This window comes from Streptomyces hiroshimensis (assembly GCF_014650335.1).
GTDB classification, from domain to species: Bacteria; Actinomycetota; Actinomycetes; order Streptomycetales; family Streptomycetaceae; genus Streptomyces; species Streptomyces hiroshimensis.
Genome location: NZ_BMUT01000012.1, coordinates 225,558 through 242,169 on the forward strand (window position 1 = coordinate 225,558; position 16,612 = coordinate 242,169).

15 protein-coding genes are annotated in these 16,612 nt (G+C 73.7%); 8 read left to right on the forward strand and 7 right to left on the reverse strand.

Annotation, left to right across the window (positions count from 1 at the left end; all coding sequences use genetic code 11):
• The first annotated feature begins 115 nt into the window (after positions 1-115).
• Both IE241_RS26190 and IE241_RS26195 read left to right on the forward strand, forming a co-directional pair.
• Complete coding sequence (locus tag IE241_RS26190) at positions 116-1,003, forward strand: DMT family transporter (RefSeq protein WP_229899817.1); 888 nt, start codon at positions 116-118, stop codon at positions 1,001-1,003.
• A gap of 103 nt (positions 1,004-1,106) precedes the next feature.
• On the forward strand, positions 1,107-1,628 hold the full coding sequence (locus tag IE241_RS26195; protein WP_190024283.1) for an NUDIX domain-containing protein: 522 nt from the start codon (positions 1,107-1,109) through the stop codon (positions 1,626-1,628).
• 645 nt (positions 1,629-2,273) lie between these two features.
• On the opposite strand, the gene IE241_RS26200 is transcribed toward IE241_RS26195, so the two are convergent.
• Positions 2,274-3,200 (reverse strand): NADP-dependent oxidoreductase, encoded by a 927-nt coding sequence (locus IE241_RS26200; protein WP_190024284.1) that lies wholly within the window; start codon positions 3,198-3,200, stop codon positions 2,274-2,276.
• Between the two features lie 20 nt (positions 3,201-3,220).
• The gene (locus IE241_RS26205) at positions 3,221-4,714 is read right to left on the reverse strand and encodes an MFS transporter (protein ID WP_190024285.1); all 1,494 of its coding nucleotides are present in this window, start codon (positions 4,712-4,714) and stop codon (positions 3,221-3,223) included.
• A 160-nt stretch (positions 4,715-4,874) separates the two neighbouring features.
• Between IE241_RS26205 and IE241_RS26210 the strand changes: the two genes are divergently transcribed.
• The 5 genes from IE241_RS26210 to IE241_RS26230 all read left to right on the forward strand — a co-directional run bounded on the left by IE241_RS26210 (position 4,875) and on the right by IE241_RS26230 (position 9,459).
• Positions 4,875-5,315, forward strand: a complete 441-nt coding sequence (locus IE241_RS26210; RefSeq protein WP_190024286.1) for a MarR family winged helix-turn-helix transcriptional regulator — start codon at positions 4,875-4,877, stop codon at positions 5,313-5,315.
• A 120-nt stretch (positions 5,316-5,435) separates the two neighbouring features.
• Entirely contained in the window at positions 5,436-6,383 is a 948-nt protein-coding gene (locus IE241_RS26215; protein WP_190024287.1) for an MBL fold metallo-hydrolase, read from the forward strand.
• Positions 6,384-6,539: 156 nt separating this feature from the next.
• Positions 6,540-7,571, forward strand: a complete 1,032-nt coding sequence (locus IE241_RS26220) for a phosphotransferase family protein (protein ID WP_190024288.1) — start codon at positions 6,540-6,542, stop codon at positions 7,569-7,571.
• 5 nt (positions 7,572-7,576) lie between these two features.
• Positions 7,577-8,809 (forward strand): acyl-CoA dehydrogenase family protein, encoded by a 1,233-nt coding sequence (locus IE241_RS26225; protein ID WP_190024289.1) that lies wholly within the window; start codon positions 7,577-7,579, stop codon positions 8,807-8,809.
• Between the two features lie 101 nt (positions 8,810-8,910).
• Entirely contained in the window at positions 8,911-9,459 is a 549-nt protein-coding gene (locus IE241_RS26230) for a DUF2165 domain-containing protein (RefSeq protein WP_190024290.1), read from the forward strand.
• A gap of 57 nt (positions 9,460-9,516) precedes the next feature.
• Here the strand turns inward: IE241_RS26230 and IE241_RS26235 are convergent, their stop codons facing one another.
• Positions 9,517-10,611 (reverse strand): zinc-binding dehydrogenase, encoded by a 1,095-nt coding sequence (locus IE241_RS26235; protein WP_190024291.1) that lies wholly within the window; start codon positions 10,609-10,611, stop codon positions 9,517-9,519.
• Positions 10,612-10,676: 65 nt separating this feature from the next.
• Positions 10,677-12,095, reverse strand: a complete 1,419-nt coding sequence (locus IE241_RS26240) for an aldehyde dehydrogenase family protein (protein ID WP_190024292.1) — start codon at positions 12,093-12,095, stop codon at positions 10,677-10,679.
• A gap of 196 nt (positions 12,096-12,291) precedes the next feature.
• Here IE241_RS26240 and soxR point away from each other — a divergent pair, with 196 nt between their 5' ends.
• Positions 12,292-12,747 (forward strand): redox-sensitive transcriptional activator SoxR, encoded by a 456-nt coding sequence (gene soxR / locus IE241_RS26245; RefSeq protein ID WP_190024293.1) that lies wholly within the window; start codon positions 12,292-12,294, stop codon positions 12,745-12,747.
• A 73-nt stretch (positions 12,748-12,820) separates the two neighbouring features.
• Here the strand turns inward: soxR and IE241_RS26250 are convergent, their stop codons facing one another.
• From IE241_RS26250 to IE241_RS26260, 3 genes are all read right to left on the reverse strand, one after another.
• Positions 12,821-14,263, reverse strand: a complete 1,443-nt coding sequence (locus tag IE241_RS26250; RefSeq protein ID WP_190024361.1) for an amidase — start codon at positions 14,261-14,263, stop codon at positions 12,821-12,823.
• A gap of 202 nt (positions 14,264-14,465) precedes the next feature.
• Positions 14,466-15,077, reverse strand: a complete 612-nt coding sequence (locus tag IE241_RS26255) for a hypothetical protein (protein WP_190024294.1) — start codon at positions 15,075-15,077, stop codon at positions 14,466-14,468.
• 174 nt (positions 15,078-15,251) lie between these two features.
• Entirely contained in the window at positions 15,252-16,556 is a 1,305-nt protein-coding gene (locus tag IE241_RS26260; protein WP_190024295.1) for a serine-threonine protein kinase, read from the reverse strand.
• Between the last annotated feature and the right edge of the window lie 56 nt (positions 16,557-16,612).

Sequence of the window (16,612 nt, forward strand, 5' to 3'; positions counted from 1 at the left end):
CCGTTGGAGGGGATGGCCGCCCGAAAGAGGGGTACTCGGCCGTCACACCGCCCACAAGGCGGCTATCGTTTTTCTGTCAAGTCCCCGACGACCGAGTGGTCTTGAGGTGCGCGACGTGTTGGTCTTCGCCTTCGCCGTGAGCGCGGCCTGCTGCCTGGGCATCGGCTTCGTCCTCCAGCAGAACGCCGCGCAGCGGGCCCCGATGAGCGACTTCCTCTCCCTGCGGCTGCTGGTCGACCTCGTGCGGATGCCGCGCTGGCTGGCCGGCATCGGGATGATGGTGTGCGGCATGGGGCTCGGCGCGATCGCGCTGGGCCAGGGCGAGGTCTCGCTGGTCGAGCCCCTGCTCGCGACGAACCTGCTGTTCGCCATGGCCCTCTCCCGGTGGCAGACCCGCCAGCCCCTGGGCCGTACGGGCTGGGGCGGGCTGTGGCTGCTGGCCGGCGGTGTCGCGGCGTTCATCGTCGCGGGCCGGCCGCACGGCGGCGACACCGTCACCGATCCCCTGCGGCACTGGCTGATCATCGGGGTGATGGTGGGCGGCGCGCTCGCGATGGCGGCGGTCTCCAAGCGCGTACGGATGAGTGTCGAGGCGCCGCTCCTGGGGGTGGCCGCCGGGCTGCTCTACGGGGTCCAGGACGCCCTTACGCGCGTCAGCGGCGAACGGCTGTCCGAGGGCGGCTGGACGACGTTCTTCCTGAGCTGGCAACCGTACGGGGTGCTCGTCCTCGGCGTGACGGCGCTCGTGTTCGTCCAGAGCGCCTTCGAGACGGCGCCGCTGCGGCTGTCCCTGCCCGCGCTGACCGCCGCGCAGCCGCTGGCGGGGATCGCCTGCGGCGTGGGCTTCCTGGGCGACCGGCTGGACACCTCGCCCGGGGCGCTGGCCTGGGAGGCCGCCGGCCTGGTCGCCATCGTGATCGGCATCGTGCTGATCGGGCGGCACCCGGCGATGCCGTCGGGGAGCTCGGAGTTCGATCGCGTGCGCGACTTGCAGCCGCACTGACCGGTCGGCCCGGGGCGCGCCCTTCTCATGGGGGCGCTGCGTTCATGGGGGCGCCGCTTCCATGGGGGCGCTGCTTTCATGGAGGCGCTGCTTTCATGGGGGCATGAGCGATCAGACACCGCCGCCGGCGCCGGCGGACGAGCTGCTGGACATCGTCGACGAGCAGGACCGCGTGGTGGGGCAGGCCGCGCGCGGCGAGTCGTACGCCCTGGGGCTGCGCCACCGCTGCGTGTTCGTCCTCGCCCGGGACGCCCGGGGGCGGATCTTCGTCCACCGGCGCACGCCCGGAAAGCTGGTCTTCCCCTCGCGCTACGACATGTTCGTGGGCGGGGTCGTGGGGGCGGGCGAGTCGTACGACGAGGCGGCGCTGCGGGAGGCCGAGGAGGAACTGGGCGTCTCGGGCCTGCCGGCCCCGGCCCCGCTGTTCCGGTTCCTGTACGAGGGGCCGGGGGGCTCGTGGTGGTCGGCGGTGTACGAGGTCCGGTGCGAGCTTCCGGTGAGGCCACAGGTGTCGGAAGTGGCCTGGCACGCGTTCCTCTCCGAGGAGGAGCTGGAAGGGCGCCTCGGGGAGTGGGAGTGGGTACCGGACGGCTTGGAGGCGTACCGGCGCTTGCGGGATCGCTGACGCGGGTCGCCTGGCGGCGGGGCCCGTCCCTGACGTGGCCGGGACCACCCACCGCTCCGGCGGGGCGCCCCGCCCGCGGGGGTCGCTTGCCGCTGCGGCGGAGGCACGGTGCCCGGCAGTGCCGGTCGCCCCGAGCCGCCTCAGGAGCGGCACCGCCGGACCCGGACCACCGGCCGGGACGGCACCGCCGGACCCCGCCGCGGGGGTTGCTCGCCGCCGCGGCGGAAGCATGGCGCCCGGCAGGGCCAGACGCCCCGAGCCACGTCAGGAACGACACCGCCAGGCCCGGACCACCGGCCGGAGCGGCACCGACCCGCACCACCGGCCGGGACGGCACCGCCGGACCCCGCCGCGGGGGTTGCCCCCCGCCGCGGCGGGGGGCATGGTGCCCGGCAGTGCCGGACGCCCCGGGCCGCGTCAGGGGCGGCACCGCCAGGCCCGGACCACCGGCCGGTTCGGCACCGCCTAGCCCGGACCACCGGCCGGAGCGACACCGACCCGCACCACCGGCCGGGACGGCACCGCCGGACTGCGCCGCGGGGGTTGCTCGCCGCTGCGGCGGAGGCATGGTGAGCCGCGTCAGGAGCTGTGCCGCCCGGCCCGGGCGGCGCCGTCGGGTGCCTCTCCCTGGAGACGCCCCCGGGGCTAGTCCATCGTGACGATGATCTTGCCGCGGGTGTGGCCCGCCGCGCTCAGGCGCTGGGCGTCCGCCGTGCGTTCCAGGGGGAAGACTTCCGCCACCTCCACCGTGAGCGCGCCGCTCTCGGCCAGGTCCGACAGGGCCGTGAGGTCGGAGGCGTCGGGGCGGACGAAGACGTAGCGGCCGCCGTGGCCGAGGACGGCCGGGTCCGCGATGGAGGCGAGCCGGCCGCCGTGGGCGAGCAGCGCGGGCGAGGCCGTGAGGGCCTCCCCGCCCGCGAGGTCGAGGACGGCGTCGACGCCGTGCGGCGCGAGCGCCCGGACCCGCTCGGCGAGCCCCTCGCCGTAGGTGACGGGCTCCGCGCCGAGCGAGCGCAGGTAGTCGTGGTTGCGCTCGCTGGCGGTGCCGATGACGCGCGCGCCGAAGTGCCGCGCGATCTGGACGGCCATGCCGCCGACGCCGCCGGACGCCGCGTGGATCAGCACGGTCTCGCCCTCCCACACCCGCAGCGCCTTGACCAGCGCCTGGTAGGCGGTGAGCCCGGCCAGCGGCAGGCCGGCGGCCTGCTCGAAGGTGAGGTTCTTGGGCTTGCGCGCAAGGGTCCGCACGGGTGCGGCGACGTATTCGGCGAAGGTGCCGCGGGAGAGGAAGTCCTCGCGGACGTAGCCGATGACCTCGTCGCCCTCGGCGAATTCGGGGGCGTCGGCGCCGGGCCGGACCACGACGCCGGCCATGTCCCAGCCGGGGATGACGGGGAAGACCGCGTCGAGGGCGGGCTCGAGGTAGCCGGCCTGGGCCTTCCAGTCGACGGGGTTGACCGCGGCGGCCTTGACCTTGACCAGGACGGAGTCGGGGCCGGTCTTGGGGTCGGGCATCTCGCCGTACTCCAGGACCTCGGGCCCTCCGTAGCTGCGGTAGCTGATGGCCTTCATGGGTGGTGCTCCTAGCAGGGTCAGGCGGAGGCGGGTGCGGTCTCAGCGTCCGTCGCGGGGACGTGGCCCGCCACTTCGGTGCGCCGGGCGCGGATCGTGCGCAGGCCGAGCCCGGCGACGAGCGCGACCAGCATGAACGCCGTCCCGGCGATGACGAACGTCAGGGTGAACTGGCTCTCGGCGGGCAGCTTGGGCGCACCCGGCGGCAGGTGCTCAAGGCTCTTCGAGGCCAGCACCGTGGTGATCATGGCGCTGCCGATGGCGCTGCCGGTCGAGCGGGAGATGGAGTTGATGCCGTTGGCGATGCCGGTCTGGTGGTGCGGGACGCTCGCGACGATCACGGCGGGCATGGCGGCGTACCCGAAGCTGATGGCGGCGCCGACGAACATCCCGGCGGCGATCACGGAGAGCGTGTGCTCGTGGTCGAGCGCGATCCACACGAAGCCGGCGGTGCCGATGAGGGAGGCGAGCAGCAGGACCAGGCGGGGGCCCTTGTGGCGCACGAGCTGGCCGCCGATGGGCGCGGCGAGCAGCGAGACGATGGTGCTGGGCAGCAGGTATTCGACGGAGGCGCGCAGCACGCTGGCCGAGAAGCCGTATCCGGCGATCTTCTCCGGCATCTGGACGAGGTAGGAGACGCCGATGAAGAGGGCGAAGGAGCCGAAGCCGACGAGCAGGCCCGCGATGTTGGCGAAGAGCACGGGGCGGTGGGAGAACATCTTCATGTCGACCAGCGGCTCGCGCACCTTGCGCTCGACGAGGGTCCACGCCGCGGCCATCACGACGGCACCCGCGAAGCAGCCGATCGTACGGCCGGAGGACCAGCCCCACTCGTGACCCTGGGTGATGGGCAGCAGGAGCAGGACGAGGGTGGCGGCCAGGGTGAGTGCGCCGAGGACGTCGGTGCGGCCGCCGGTGGTCTCGCGGGTGGCGGGGACGAGGGTGACGACCGCGATCAGGGCGAGCGCGGCGAGGCCGGTGGCCAGCCAGAAGGCGCTGCGGTAGTCGGGGTTGTCACCGGAGGTGAGCAGGCCGGTGGCGACGAGCGCGAGGCCGCTGCCGAAGGCGAGGGTGCCGCTGACCATGGCCATCGCGCCGGGCAGCTTGGCGGGGCGCACCTCCTCGCGCAGGACGGAGAGGGCGAGCGGGAAGATCGCGGTGGCGGCGCCCTGGAGCACCCGGCCGACGATCAGCCACAGCAGGGAGTGGGTGACGGCGGCGAGGACGGACCCGGCGACCATGACGACCAGCACGCCGACCAGGGTCTTCTTCTTGCCGTGCTGATCGCCGAAGCGGCCGAGCAGCGGGGTGAAGACGGCGGCGGAGAGCAGGGTCGCGGTGGTGACCCAGCTGACGTTCGCGGAGGTGGTGTGCAGGTCGTTCTGGATGAGGCCGAGGATCGGCACGACCAGGGTCTGCATCATCGAGACGACCATGGCGGCGAGGCTCAGGGCGAAGACGATGACCGTCTCGTTGCGCTGCGTACCCCGCTCGGCGGGCGCTGGGGAGGACATGGGTGGGGGTGTTCCTTCGAGTGGCTCGGCGTTGCTTGGGGGCATTGCTTCAGGACATGGATGCTTGAGGCAATCAAGCAACTGCTCCACCGTAGGCCGAGATATTTAAGGTAGTCAAGTTAATGATTTACGTCATGAAGCTCTTGAGTACACTCGAACCATGACCGGCACCGCATTCCCGCCCCCGACCAAGGCCCAGCTCCTGGAGCTCGTCGCCGCGCTCGGCACCGCCCAGTGGCAGGACTTCGCCGCCGCCGCGGCCCGGCACGGCCTCACCTCCGTCCAGGCCAAGCTCCTCGCCCAGCTCAAGGGGCCCGTCCCGATGCGCGGCCTCGCCACCCTGCTGGTGTGCGACGCCTCCAACGTCACCGGCATCGTGGACCGCCTGGAGGCCCGCGGCCTGGTGCGCCGCGAGCCCGACCCGGGCGACCGGCGGGTGAAGAACGTCGTCGCCACCGACGAGGGCCGCGAGACCATCCGCCGGGTGCGCGCCGAGATGCAGGCCACCCACAGCGCGCTCGACACCCTCGACGAGGAGGAGCGCAACACCCTGTACGGGCTGCTGGAGCGGCTGCGCCCGGGCCTGGAGCACCGCGGCTGACGAGCCCGGACGCCGGCGGCCGGCGCCCTCCGCACCCCTCCCGCACCCCTCCCCCGGCGCCCGTATTCTGACGGGCAGTCCGATCCGCGCACCCCGCGCGGAGCCAAGGGGAGGTCATCCATGTCCAGCACGAGCCCGGTCGCGCCCGTCGGCGCCGCGGAGCCGGCCGAGCCCTACACCGTCGGCCTCGCCCCCGGGGTCACGGCGTTCGTCCAGCCCGACGGGGGCTGGTGCCTGAACAACGCGGGGATCGTGACCGGCGGCGGCCGGACGGCGCTGATCGACACCGCCGCGACCGAACGCCGCGCGCGGCTGCTGCGCGACGCCGTCACCGACGGCGGCGCGCCCCTGCCCTCGACCATCGTCAACACCCACCACCACGGCGACCACACCTACGGCAACTGCGTCTTCCCGGAGGCGACGGTCGTCGGCCACCGCGAGTGCCGCCGCGAGACCCTCGCCGCAGGCCTGCAGCTGCACGGCATCTGGCCGTGGGTCGAGTACGGCGACGTCCGGATCACCCCCGCCGAGGTCACCTACACCGACACCCTCTCGCTGCACGTGGGCGACACCGAGGTCGAGCTGATCCACCCGGGCCCCGCGCACACCACCGGCGACACCATCGCCTGGCTGCCGCAGCACCGCATCGTCTTCACCGGCGACCTCGTCTTCAACGGCGGCACCCCCTTCCTCCTGATGGGCTCCCTCGCGGGCTCGCTGCACTCCCTGGAGGTGCTGCGCGGCCTCGGCGCCGAGACCGTCGTGCCCGGCCACGGACCGGTCACCGACCCCGGCGCCTACGACGTCATCGAGCGCTACTTCCGCTGGCTGCAGGGGCTGGCCCGCACCGAGCACGCCGCCGGCCGCACCCCGCTGGAGGCCGCCCGCCGCGCCGACCTCGGCGAGTTCGCGCAGCTGCGCGAGAGCGAGCGCCTCGTGGCCAACCTGCACCGCGCCTACGCCGAACTGGAGGGCGACCGCCCCCTGGCCGCACCGCTCGACATGCCGGCCGTCATCGCCGACATGACGACGATGAACGGCGGACGCCCGATGTCCTGCCACGCGTAGGGAGTTGCCACGCGCAGGGGGTTGCCACACGCAGGGGGTTGCCACGCGCAGGAAGTCCGCGCCCGGCGCACCCTGGACGCCATACCGACTGGTCGGCATGATGATCCGGGACAGTCGCCCGGCGGCGGGTTCCCACGACGCGTGGAGGAGCACTCGATGAGCTCGACCGGCAGGAGCAACCCCCCGGGACTCGACCCGGAGCGGCTGCGCGCCCATCTGGAGCGGGAGCGGCCCGGGCTCATGAAGGGGCCGCTGGCGGCCGAGTTGATCGAAGGCGGCCGCTCCAACCTCACCTACTCCGTCACCGACGGCACCGGCCGCTGGGTGGTGCGGCGCCCGCCGCTCGGGCACGTGCTCGCCACCGCCCACGACATGCGGCGCGAACACCGGGTCATCAGCGCCCTGCAGCGGACGGCGGTGCCGGTGCCGGAGACGGTGCTGATGTGCGAGGACGAGAGCGTCCTCGGATCGCCCTTCTACGTCATGGAGTTCGTGGAGGGCACGCCGTACCGCACGGCCGCGCAGCTCGCCGCGATCGGGCCCGGGCGCACCCGGCAGGTCGTGCTCGGCCTCGCCGACACGCTCGTCCGCCTGCACGCCGTCGACCCGGAGGCGGCCGGGCTCGCGGACTTCGGGCGCCCGGACGGCTTCCTGGAGCGGCAGTTGCGGCGCTGGGGCAAGCAGCTGGAGGCCTCCCGCAACCGCGAGCTGCCCGGCATCGACGCGCTGCACTCCGCCCTGGCCGGGGCCCTGCCCACTTCCCCCGCGGCCACCGTCGTGCACGGCGACTTCCGGCTCGACAACGTCCTCGTGGGCGCCGACGACGAAGTGAAGGCCGTCCTCGACTGGGAGATGTCCACCCTCGGCGACCCGCTGACCGACCTGGGCCTGCTGGTGATGTACAGCGAGCAGGAGCCCGTCCCCGGCTCCCCCGTCAGCACCACGCGCGACGCACCCGGGCATCCCGACCCCGCCGAGATCGTCGAACGCTACGCGGCCGGCTCCGGCCGGGACGTCTCCGCGCTGCCCTGGTACACGGCCTTCGCCTACTTCAAGCTCGCCGTGATCCTGGAGGGCATCCACTACCGCTACACCCTCGGGCAGACCGTCGGCGCAGGCTTCGACCGCATCGGGCAGCTCGTCCCGCTCTTCATCGACAACGGACTCACCACCCTGCGGAAGGGCTGACGGGCATGGACTTCGCTTTCGACGCGCGCACCGAGGAACTGCGCGGGCGCCTGCTCGCGTTCATGGACGAGCACGTGCACCCGGCCGAGGCCGTCGCCGAGGAGCAGCGGGCCGCGCTCGCCGACCCGTGGACGGCGCCGCCGGTCGTCGCGGAACTCCAGGCGGAGGCGCGGCGGCGGGGGCTGTGGAACCTGTTTCTTGCAAACCAGCACGGCCTGCCTGACGGCGAGTACGGCGCCGGGCTGACCAACCTCCAGTACGCGCCGCTCGCCGAGATCACCGGCCGCAGCCCGCAGCTGGCCCCCACCGCCCTCAACTGCGCGGCCCCCGACACCGGGAACATGGAGCTGCTCGCCCAGTTCGGCACCGAGGAGCAGCGCAAGCGCTGGCTGGAACCGCTGCTCGAGGCCCGGATCCGGTCGGCGTTCGCGATGACCGAGCCGGAGGTCGCCTCCTCGGACGCCACGAACATCGAGACCCGCATCGTGCGCGACGGCGACGACTACGTCATCGACGGCCGCAAGTGGTACATCTCCGGTGCCATGAACCCCGCCTGCGAGATCTTCATCGTCATGGGGAAGACCGATCCGGACGGCGAAGATCCGCGGCGGCAGCAGTCGATGGTGCTGGTCCCCCGGGACACGCCGGGCCTGCAGGTCCGCCGCGCCATGCGGGTCTACGGCTACGAGGACCACTACCACGGCGGCCACGCCGAGGTCCTCTTCGACGGCGTACGGGTGCCCGCGGCGAACCTCGTCGGCGAGGAGGGCGGCGGTTTCGCCATCGCCCAGGCGCGCCTCGGCCCGGGCCGCATCCACCACTGCATGCGGCTGATCGGGATGGCCGAGCGGGCGATCGAGCTGATGTGCCGGCGCGCCCTGGACCGTACGGCCTTCGGCAAGCCGCTGGCCGCGCAGGGCGTCGTGCAGGAGTGGATCGCCGACTCGCGGGTGGCGGTGGAGCAGCTGCGGCTGCTGGTGCTCAAGACGGCGTGGCTGATGGACACCGTCGGCAACCGCGGCGCCCACACCGAGATCCAGGCCATCAAGATCGCCACCCCGCGGACGGTCGCCGGCATCATCGACCGGGCCGTCCAGCTGCACGGGGCGGGCGGCGTGGGCCAGGACTTCCCGCTGGCCGAGCTGTGGGCGGCGGCGCGGACGCTGCGCTTGGCGGACGGGCCGGACGAGGTGCATCAGCGGTCACTGGCGCGACGGGAGTTGCGGCGGTACCGCTAGCACGGAGGGCGGTTCCCCGCGTACCGGCCGCGCAGGCGGGCAGACATATATCCAGTGGGCAGACATATGTCTATACGCGCGGAGGAACCGGGGGGTATCGCATGGCTGCCAGGTGGAAGGGCCCGAGGGACTCCGTGGGGCTGGGAGGGCTGCCGTTCGCGGCGGCCGCCCTGACCGCCACCGTGGCGCTCTACATGGCGCTGGTGGCCTTCGGCAACATCACCGACTTCGGTACGAACCGGGAGTTCGTCCGCCACGTCCTGGCAATGGACACGACCTTCGAGGACGACGACCTGATGTGGCGGGCCGTCACGGACCGCACTCTGCAGGACATCGCCTACGTCGCGATCATCATCTGGGAGACGCTGGCCGCCGTGGTGCTGGTGGCCGCGACGGTCCTGTGGACGCGCGGCCTCACGAGGCGGGGCGCCGGCTACCGGCGCGCGCGGCGGGTGAGCACGCTGGGGCTGGTGATGGTTCTGCTGCTGTTCGGGGCGGGCTTCATCGGCATCGGCGGCGAGTGGTTCGCCATGTGGCAGTCCCAGAAGTGGAACGGCCTGGAGGCCGCCGGGCGGAACTTCCTGCTGGCCGGCTTCGTCCTCGTGCTGATCCAGCTGCCCTCGCCGCAGTGGCATTCTCCGGACGGCTGAGCGCAGCCGCCCGCCTACGCCTCCTCTGCGCTCCTCTACTCCGCCTCTACGCCCCCTCTACGCCTCCTCGGAGAACACCACCAGCGACCGCCCTCCCCGCCCCGCGAGCATCGCCTCGAAGGCGCCGGCGATGCCGTCCAGGCCGATCCGCGCCGTCACCAGGGCGGACAGATCGAAGCGGCCGGCGCGCACGTGCCCGGCGATGACGGGCAGGTCCTTCGCGGGATCGCTGTTGCCGTAGACGCAGCCCGAGAGCGTCCGCCCGAAGTAGAACAGCTCCAGCGCGGAGAACGTCACCTGCTGGTCCATGCCGCCGATGCCGACGACGGTGGTACGGCCGCCCTTGCGCGTCGACGACCAGGCCGTACGGATCGCATCGGCCCGCCCGGCGCACTCGATGGCGACGTCCGCGCCCTGGCCGCCGGTGAGCCCCCGGACGGCCTTGGCCGTCTCCGCGCTCGCGACGACGAACTCGGTGGCGCCGGCGGCCCGGGCCAGCTCCTCCTTCTCCGGGGAGACGTCCACGGCGACGATCGTGCCCGCTCCGGCGATCCGCGCGGACTGCAGGGTGGCCAGGCCGACCCCGCCCACGCCGTACACCGCGACCGACTCGCCCGCGCGCACCCGCGCGGAGTGGTGCACCGCGCCGTATCCGGTGAGCACCGCGCAACCCAGCAGGGCCGCCTCCACGGGCGGGATCCCCTCGGGGAGCGGGATGGCCGCGTCCGCCCGGACGACGGTCTCCTCGGCGAAGACGGCCGTGCCGAGGCCCGGGTAGAGCGCGCTGCCGTCGGCGGCGAGGCTCGCGTACGGGAGCGTGGCGGCGGCTGCGGAGCCCGCGCACAGCCAGGGCTCTCCGAGCCCGCAGAAGTGGCATCCGCCGCAGGAGGGGGCCCAGTTGAGGACGACCAGGTCGCCCGGCGCCACATGGGTCACCCCCTCGCCCACCGCGATGATGCGGCCCGCGCCCTCGTGACCGAGGACGGCGGGCACGGGCTGGCGCAGCGTCCCGTTGGAGAGCGAGAGGTCGGAGTGGCAGACCCCGGCCGCGGCGAGGCGGATCCGCACCTGGCCGGGTCCGGGCGCGGGCAGGTCGATCTCGGCTAGCTGCAGCGGTGCACCCACGGCGGGCAGTACGGCGGCGCGGACCATGCCATTCCTCTTTCTGCGGCGCGAGAGGGTCGGGGTTGCGGAACCGGTCGGAATCAGAATCGGAATCAGAACTGGAGCGACTTCGTCTGGAGGTACTCCCCCAGGCCGTGGACGCCCATCTCGCGGCCGACGCCCGACTCCTTGTAGCCGCCGAAGGGCGCCAGGATGTTGAACCGGCCGCCGTTGACCTCCACCTGTCCCGCCTCCAGGCGCCGCGCGAAGGCGGCGGCCCGCTCCTCGTCGGCGGCCCAGACCGCGGCGGCGAGCCCGTAGACGGTGCCGTTGGCGATCCGGAGGGCCTCCTCCTCGTCCTCGTACTTGATGAAGGAGAGGACCGGCCCGAAGATCTCCTCCCGGGCGATGGTCATCTCCGGGGTGACGTCGGCGAAGACCGTCGGGGCGACGTAGTAGCCCTTGTCCCGGCCCTCCGGGACGGCCGGGCCGCCCGCCACGAGGCGCGCGCCCTCCTCGATGCCCTTGTCGATGTAGCCGCGCACGCGCGCGTGCTGCTTGGCGTTGACGACGGGGCCGACCCGGACCGCGGGATCCGTGGGGTCGCCCGGCACGAACTCCGCGACCGCCGCCGCCGCGAGGGCGACGGCCTCCTCGTACTGGTCGGCGTGGACGAGCGTACGGGTGAGGGCGTTGCAGGACTGGCCGGTGTTGCGGCACACGTCGGCGACGTTGGCGGCGATCGCCTTCGCGAGGTCCGCCCCCGGCAGGATGACGTTGGCGGACTTGCCGCCCAGTTCGAGGGCGACGCGCTTGACGGCCGCACCGGCGATCGCGCCGATGCGCTTGCCCACGGCCGTCGAGCCGGTGAAGGAGACGAGGTCGACGCCGGGGTGCTCGGCGAGCGCCTGGCCGGCGACCGGGCCGAGCCCGGTGACGAGGTTGAAGACGCCCGCGGGGATCCCGGCCTCATGGACGCACGCGGCGAAGAGCCGGGCGGTCAGCGGCGTGTCCTCGGCGGGCTTGACGACGACCGTGCAGCCCGCGGCGAGCGCCGGGGCGACCTTGGCCACGATCTGGTGGAGCGGATAGTTCCAGGGCGTGATGGCGCCGACGACGCCCACCGGCTCGTGCAGCACCGTGGAGGTGCCGATCCGCTCCTCGAAGGGGTGGCTCGCGGCGATCTCGGCGTACGAGCCGGCGACGGCGATCGGCAGCCCCGTGTGCACCCGTGTGGCGAAGCCCGTGGGCGCGCCGAGCTCGGCCGTGACGGTCGCGACGATCTCCTCCTGCCGGGCGGCGAGCACGTCGCGCAGGGCGGCGAGGTACTCGCCGCGCCGCGCGGGCGGGGTGGCCGCCCAGCCGGGCAGCGCCGCACGGGCCGCGCGGACGGCCGCATCGACGTCCCGGGCGTCTCCGGCGGGGACGGTGGCGATGACCTGTTCGTCGGCCGGGTTCACGACCTCGATCGTGCCGCTCCCCGCGGCGGGCCGCCAGCTTCCGTCGATGTACATGCCGTCCTGCGCGCTCACTGGTCGTCTCCTCGCGGAAGCGGAATCAAAGGTCCCCACAGCTGGGGTCCTACAGCTGGGGTCCTACAGCTCGGGTCCCCCACAGCTGTGGTCCCAAGCTAACGCCGCGGGCGCAAGGCGTACCAGGGGGCGCCGTGGCCTGTGGTGTGGCCGTCGTCTCAATGCCGGGGCCCGCCGGTCACGTAAGGTCTGAGCTGTGCCGCAGATTTCGAACAAGGTCCAGGAACTCACCGTCGGTCAGCTGTCCGCGCGCAGCGGCGCGGCGGTCTCCGCTCTGCACTTCTACGAGACCAAGGGCCTGATCAGCAGCCGCCGCACGTCCGGCAACCAGCGGCGCTACGACCGTGACGCGCTGCGGCGCGTCGCCTTCATCCGGGCCGCGCAGCGCGTCGGCATCCCGCTCGCCACGATCCGTGTGGCGCTCTCCGAGCTGCCCGACGAGCGCACCCCGAACCACGAGGACTGGGCGCGGCTGTCGGAGACCTGGCGCGGCGAGCTGGAGCAGCGCATCACGCAGCTGGCCAGGCTGCGCGACCACCTGGACGACTGCATCGGCTGCGGCTGCCTGTCGCTGGAGAACTGCGCGCTGTCCAACCCGGACGACCTCAACGGCCTGCGGGGCGCGGGCTCGCGCCTGCTGGTCGAACGCTGAGGCCGCGGCCCCGGTCCACCGGGGCCGCGAAGCCGCACGCCGTCCGGCACGTCCCGCTCCGGCCCGCTCCGCCTCACCACACGGCGGGCCGCCGGCCGGCCCACGGGCGGGCCTCCTCCAGCTGCGCGGAGAGCGAGATGAGCGTGGCCTCGTCGCCGTAGCGGCCGCCGAGCATGACCCCGACGGGCAGGCCCTCGGGCGTCCAGTGCAGCGGAACGCTCACGGCGGGCTGCCCGGTCGCGTTGTACAGCGGGGTGAAGGGCGTGAAGCCGACGAGGGAGGCGAACTCCCCCTCCGGGTCGTCGTCGTTGCGCAGGGCGCCCACGGGCAGCGGCAGCTGGGCGAGGGTGGGTGACAGGAGCACGTCGTAGCCGGTGCCGGGCGCCTGGAGGGCCTCGGCGACGAGCCGGCCGATGGCGCGCATCCGGTACAGGGCGGCTGCGAACTGCGTCCCGGTGACACGGGCGCCGCGCTCGCGCAGGTGCCGGGTGAGGGGCATCAAGTGCTCCTCACGGCCCGGCGGTACGGGCGCGAGCGTCGACAGCACCTCCCACACGGTGATGAAGGCCCGGCCGAGGGCCTCGTCGGCGGGGAGCGTCAACTCCTCGACCTCGTGCCCGAGTTCCCGCAGCAGGCCGGCCGTCTCCTCCGCGGCCCGCCGGCACTCGGGGTGCACCTCGACACCCGGGATCGGGGCCTCCGTGATGTGGGCGATGCGCAGCCGGCCCGGGGCGCGCCGGGCGTGGCCGGTGAAGGTCTCGCCGGGCGGGAGCGCGGGCGCCGCGTAGGGGTCGCCGGGCATCGGCCCCGCGAGGACGTCGAGGAGCGCGGCCGCGTCCGCGACGGTACGGGCCAGGGGCCCGGAGCTGCCCAGGCCGGTCACGTCGTACAGGACCGGGCCGGAACTCACGCGGCCGCGGCTGGGCTTGATGCCGAACAGGCCGCACGCGGAAGCCGGGATGCGGATGGAGCCGCCGCCGTCGCTCGCGTGCGCCAGCGGCGCGAGCCCCGCGGCGACCGCTGCGGCCGCCCCGCCGCTCGACCCGCCGGCCGACCGGCCGAGGTCCCACGGGGTGCGGGCGGGCGGCGCCACGGCGTTCTCGGTGTGGGCGGGCAGGCCGAACTCGGGGGTGTTGGTCTTGCCCAGCAGGACCGTGCCCGCCTCGCGCAGCTTGGTCACCACGTGGTCGTCCACGGGCGCGACGTGCTCGGCCATCGCCGCCGAGCCCATGGTCCAGCGCACGCCGGCGACCTGATTGAGGTCCTTGACCGGCACGGGCACACCGTGCAGCGGCGGCAGTGTGCGGCCTTCGCGCCGGGCGGCCGAGGCCGCGCTCTCGGCGTCGGCCGCCTGCTTGCGCGCGGTATCGGGGGTGACGGTGACGAAGGCCCCGACGGTGGCGTCGAGCCGTCCGATGCGCTCCAGGTAGTGCTCGGTCAGCTCGACGGGCGACACGCGCCCCGTCCGCACCGCCTCCCCCTGCTCCAACGCGGTCAGGTCGTGCAACTGCGCCATGCCGTCCGCCTTCTCCTCGAACCGGTGAGCCGTGCGCTGCATCCTCGCACCACCGGCCGACGGCGGACACCCTGTTCCCGGCCTCTCGGCTCTGCCTGTGCGCTTGCCGGTCCGTTTCCTGCGGACCTGTTCCTCGCGGCCCTCGCGGTCCTCGCTGTCCCCGCGGCCCTCGCGCTCTTTGCGGTCTTTGCGGCGCCCCGCCTCACACCGCCGCGTACCGGTCCTCCAGCACCCGGCGGCGCGCCGCGGCCAGCGCCCCCGCGGTGAGTACGGGAGCCGGCACCACGATGCCGCAGTCCGCGCAGACGGGGCCCTGCGCGGGGCAGCGGTCCAGGTCGGGGCGCCATTCGAGGCGGTCCTGCGAGCAGACGGGGCAGACGTCCCCGGGCTCGGACTCCATGGCGGTGATCACCCGGCGCAGCACGTCGGACAGGCGTGCGGCCGGGTAGGCCGTGGGGCTGACGCAGGGCACGATGTCGCAGCCGCCCCAGGTGTGGCGGTGCCAGGCGTCGACGGCGGCGGGCTGCCGGATGCCGTCGTGCTTCTCGCGCTTGCGGCGGTCGGCGAACCCGGCCTCGTAGGCGAGCCAGACCGCGCGGGCCTCTTCCAGCTCCGTCAGCGCCACGACCAGCCGGGCCGGGTCGGGGGCCCGGTCGGCGGGGTCCATCCCGGCCAGGTCGCACAGGTGGTGCCAGGTCGCCCGGTGGCCGTACGGGGCGAAGCGCTCAAGGCACTTGCGCAGGGAGGTCCGCCGCAAGGCGATGGTGTTCCGTGGATTGCGCACCTCTCGTGCGAGTGCTCTGAAACCTGCCACTGCATCCCACCTCCGACAGCGCGGACTCGGATCGACATGGAAGGGACGTAACTCATCGCCATTCGGATCCATCGGCCGCAGTGCGCAGCCGACTCCGCTCTGCTACCCCGAAGTCGCGCGGGGATGTGGGAACGCGCGAAGGTGGCGGATCCTCACTGTCCGCTCACCTTTCGTTCACGGATGCAGGAGCCGGCCGGCCAGCAGGATGACGCGGGCGAGCTCCTCGTGGCAGATGTCGCTGTGCGCGCCGGACGGAGGGCCGCCGCGCGCGACCACGGAGGAGGCGTCCACGCTCACGCATCCCTCGCCGGGCAGCGCACCGCGCAGGACCTCGTCCAGGCCGAGCCGCGCGCAGGGGTCCACCGCCTGGATGCCGTCGTGGCCGATCGCGCCCCACCGGGGGTCGTCGGAGCCGAGCAGGCCGTCGTCCTGGCGGGAGACGAGGGACGCGAGCGGGTAGAGGACGCCCAGGGCCGAGTCGTGGCTGGAGTAACAGGACACCAGCGGGCCGCGGACGCGCCGGTGGAGCCCGTCGAGCGCCCCGCCCTGGCCGGTGTCGAACGGCAGGCGCGAGGAGAACGCGTAGTGGGAGAAGGCGCCCTGGAGCAGGGTCACGCCGGCCAGGCAGCCGCTGTCGTCGGGCAGGCCGCGCAGCGCGAACGACACCAGGCGCGCGCCGAAGCTGTGCCCCGCCAGGTGCACGCGCAGGGCGGGGGCGGAGGCGGACAGCAGGGCGAGCGCGGGCCCGAGGCCCTTCTCTCCGACCGTGCCCGCGCGTTTCTTCATCGTGTAGTACGACATCTGCCGCAGTACTTCGAGGGCGCCTCCCCACAGCCGCTTCAGGCCGCCGCCGAGGAAGGCGGGCGGCAGGGCGCCCATGTGCCCCAGGGCGGAGGCGAAGGCCTCGCACACCTCCTGGGCGTCACCGGTCAGCAGATAGGGCTCGGCATCCCCGTCCTCCGGCTCGTGCGGGACCGCTGCGGCTCCCTGCACCGGGGCGGGGGCGAGGCCGCGCACGAGGGAGACGAACTCCTCCAGGCGCGCGGGGTCGTCGGGCTGTCCGGCGGCCAGCTGCGCGAGCCGGTCCATCACGGCCTGCTCGCACGGCAGGGTCCTGACGAGGGCCTCGCGCGTGGCGGCGTCGAGTGCGGGCGGGGCGGGGACGTCGTCGGGGGCGCCCGCCGCCGTCGCCGACGGGAAGTCGGGAATGGGCTCCCCCGGGAAGCGCATGGACGGCCAGATCACGCCCGCGTAGCCCACGCGGGCGCCGGGCGCGCCGGCGAGCAGGCCCGGGAAGGGCTCGAAGAAGCGGGAGTAGAGGCGCGTGGCCGTCGGCCTGTCGTTGTTCCAGCCGTGCGCGAAGACCACCAGATCGGTCAGGCCCGCGTCGGTGGCCCCGCGTATCAGGGCGTCGCGCTCGCCCGCGTCGACGTCCCCGTCGGCGTCGAACGTGAGCTCCCAGTAAGGATCCACACTCATGCCGGACATGGCATTCCCCCTTGAGCGGTCCGGTACTGGCGCATCGTCCCGCCGTC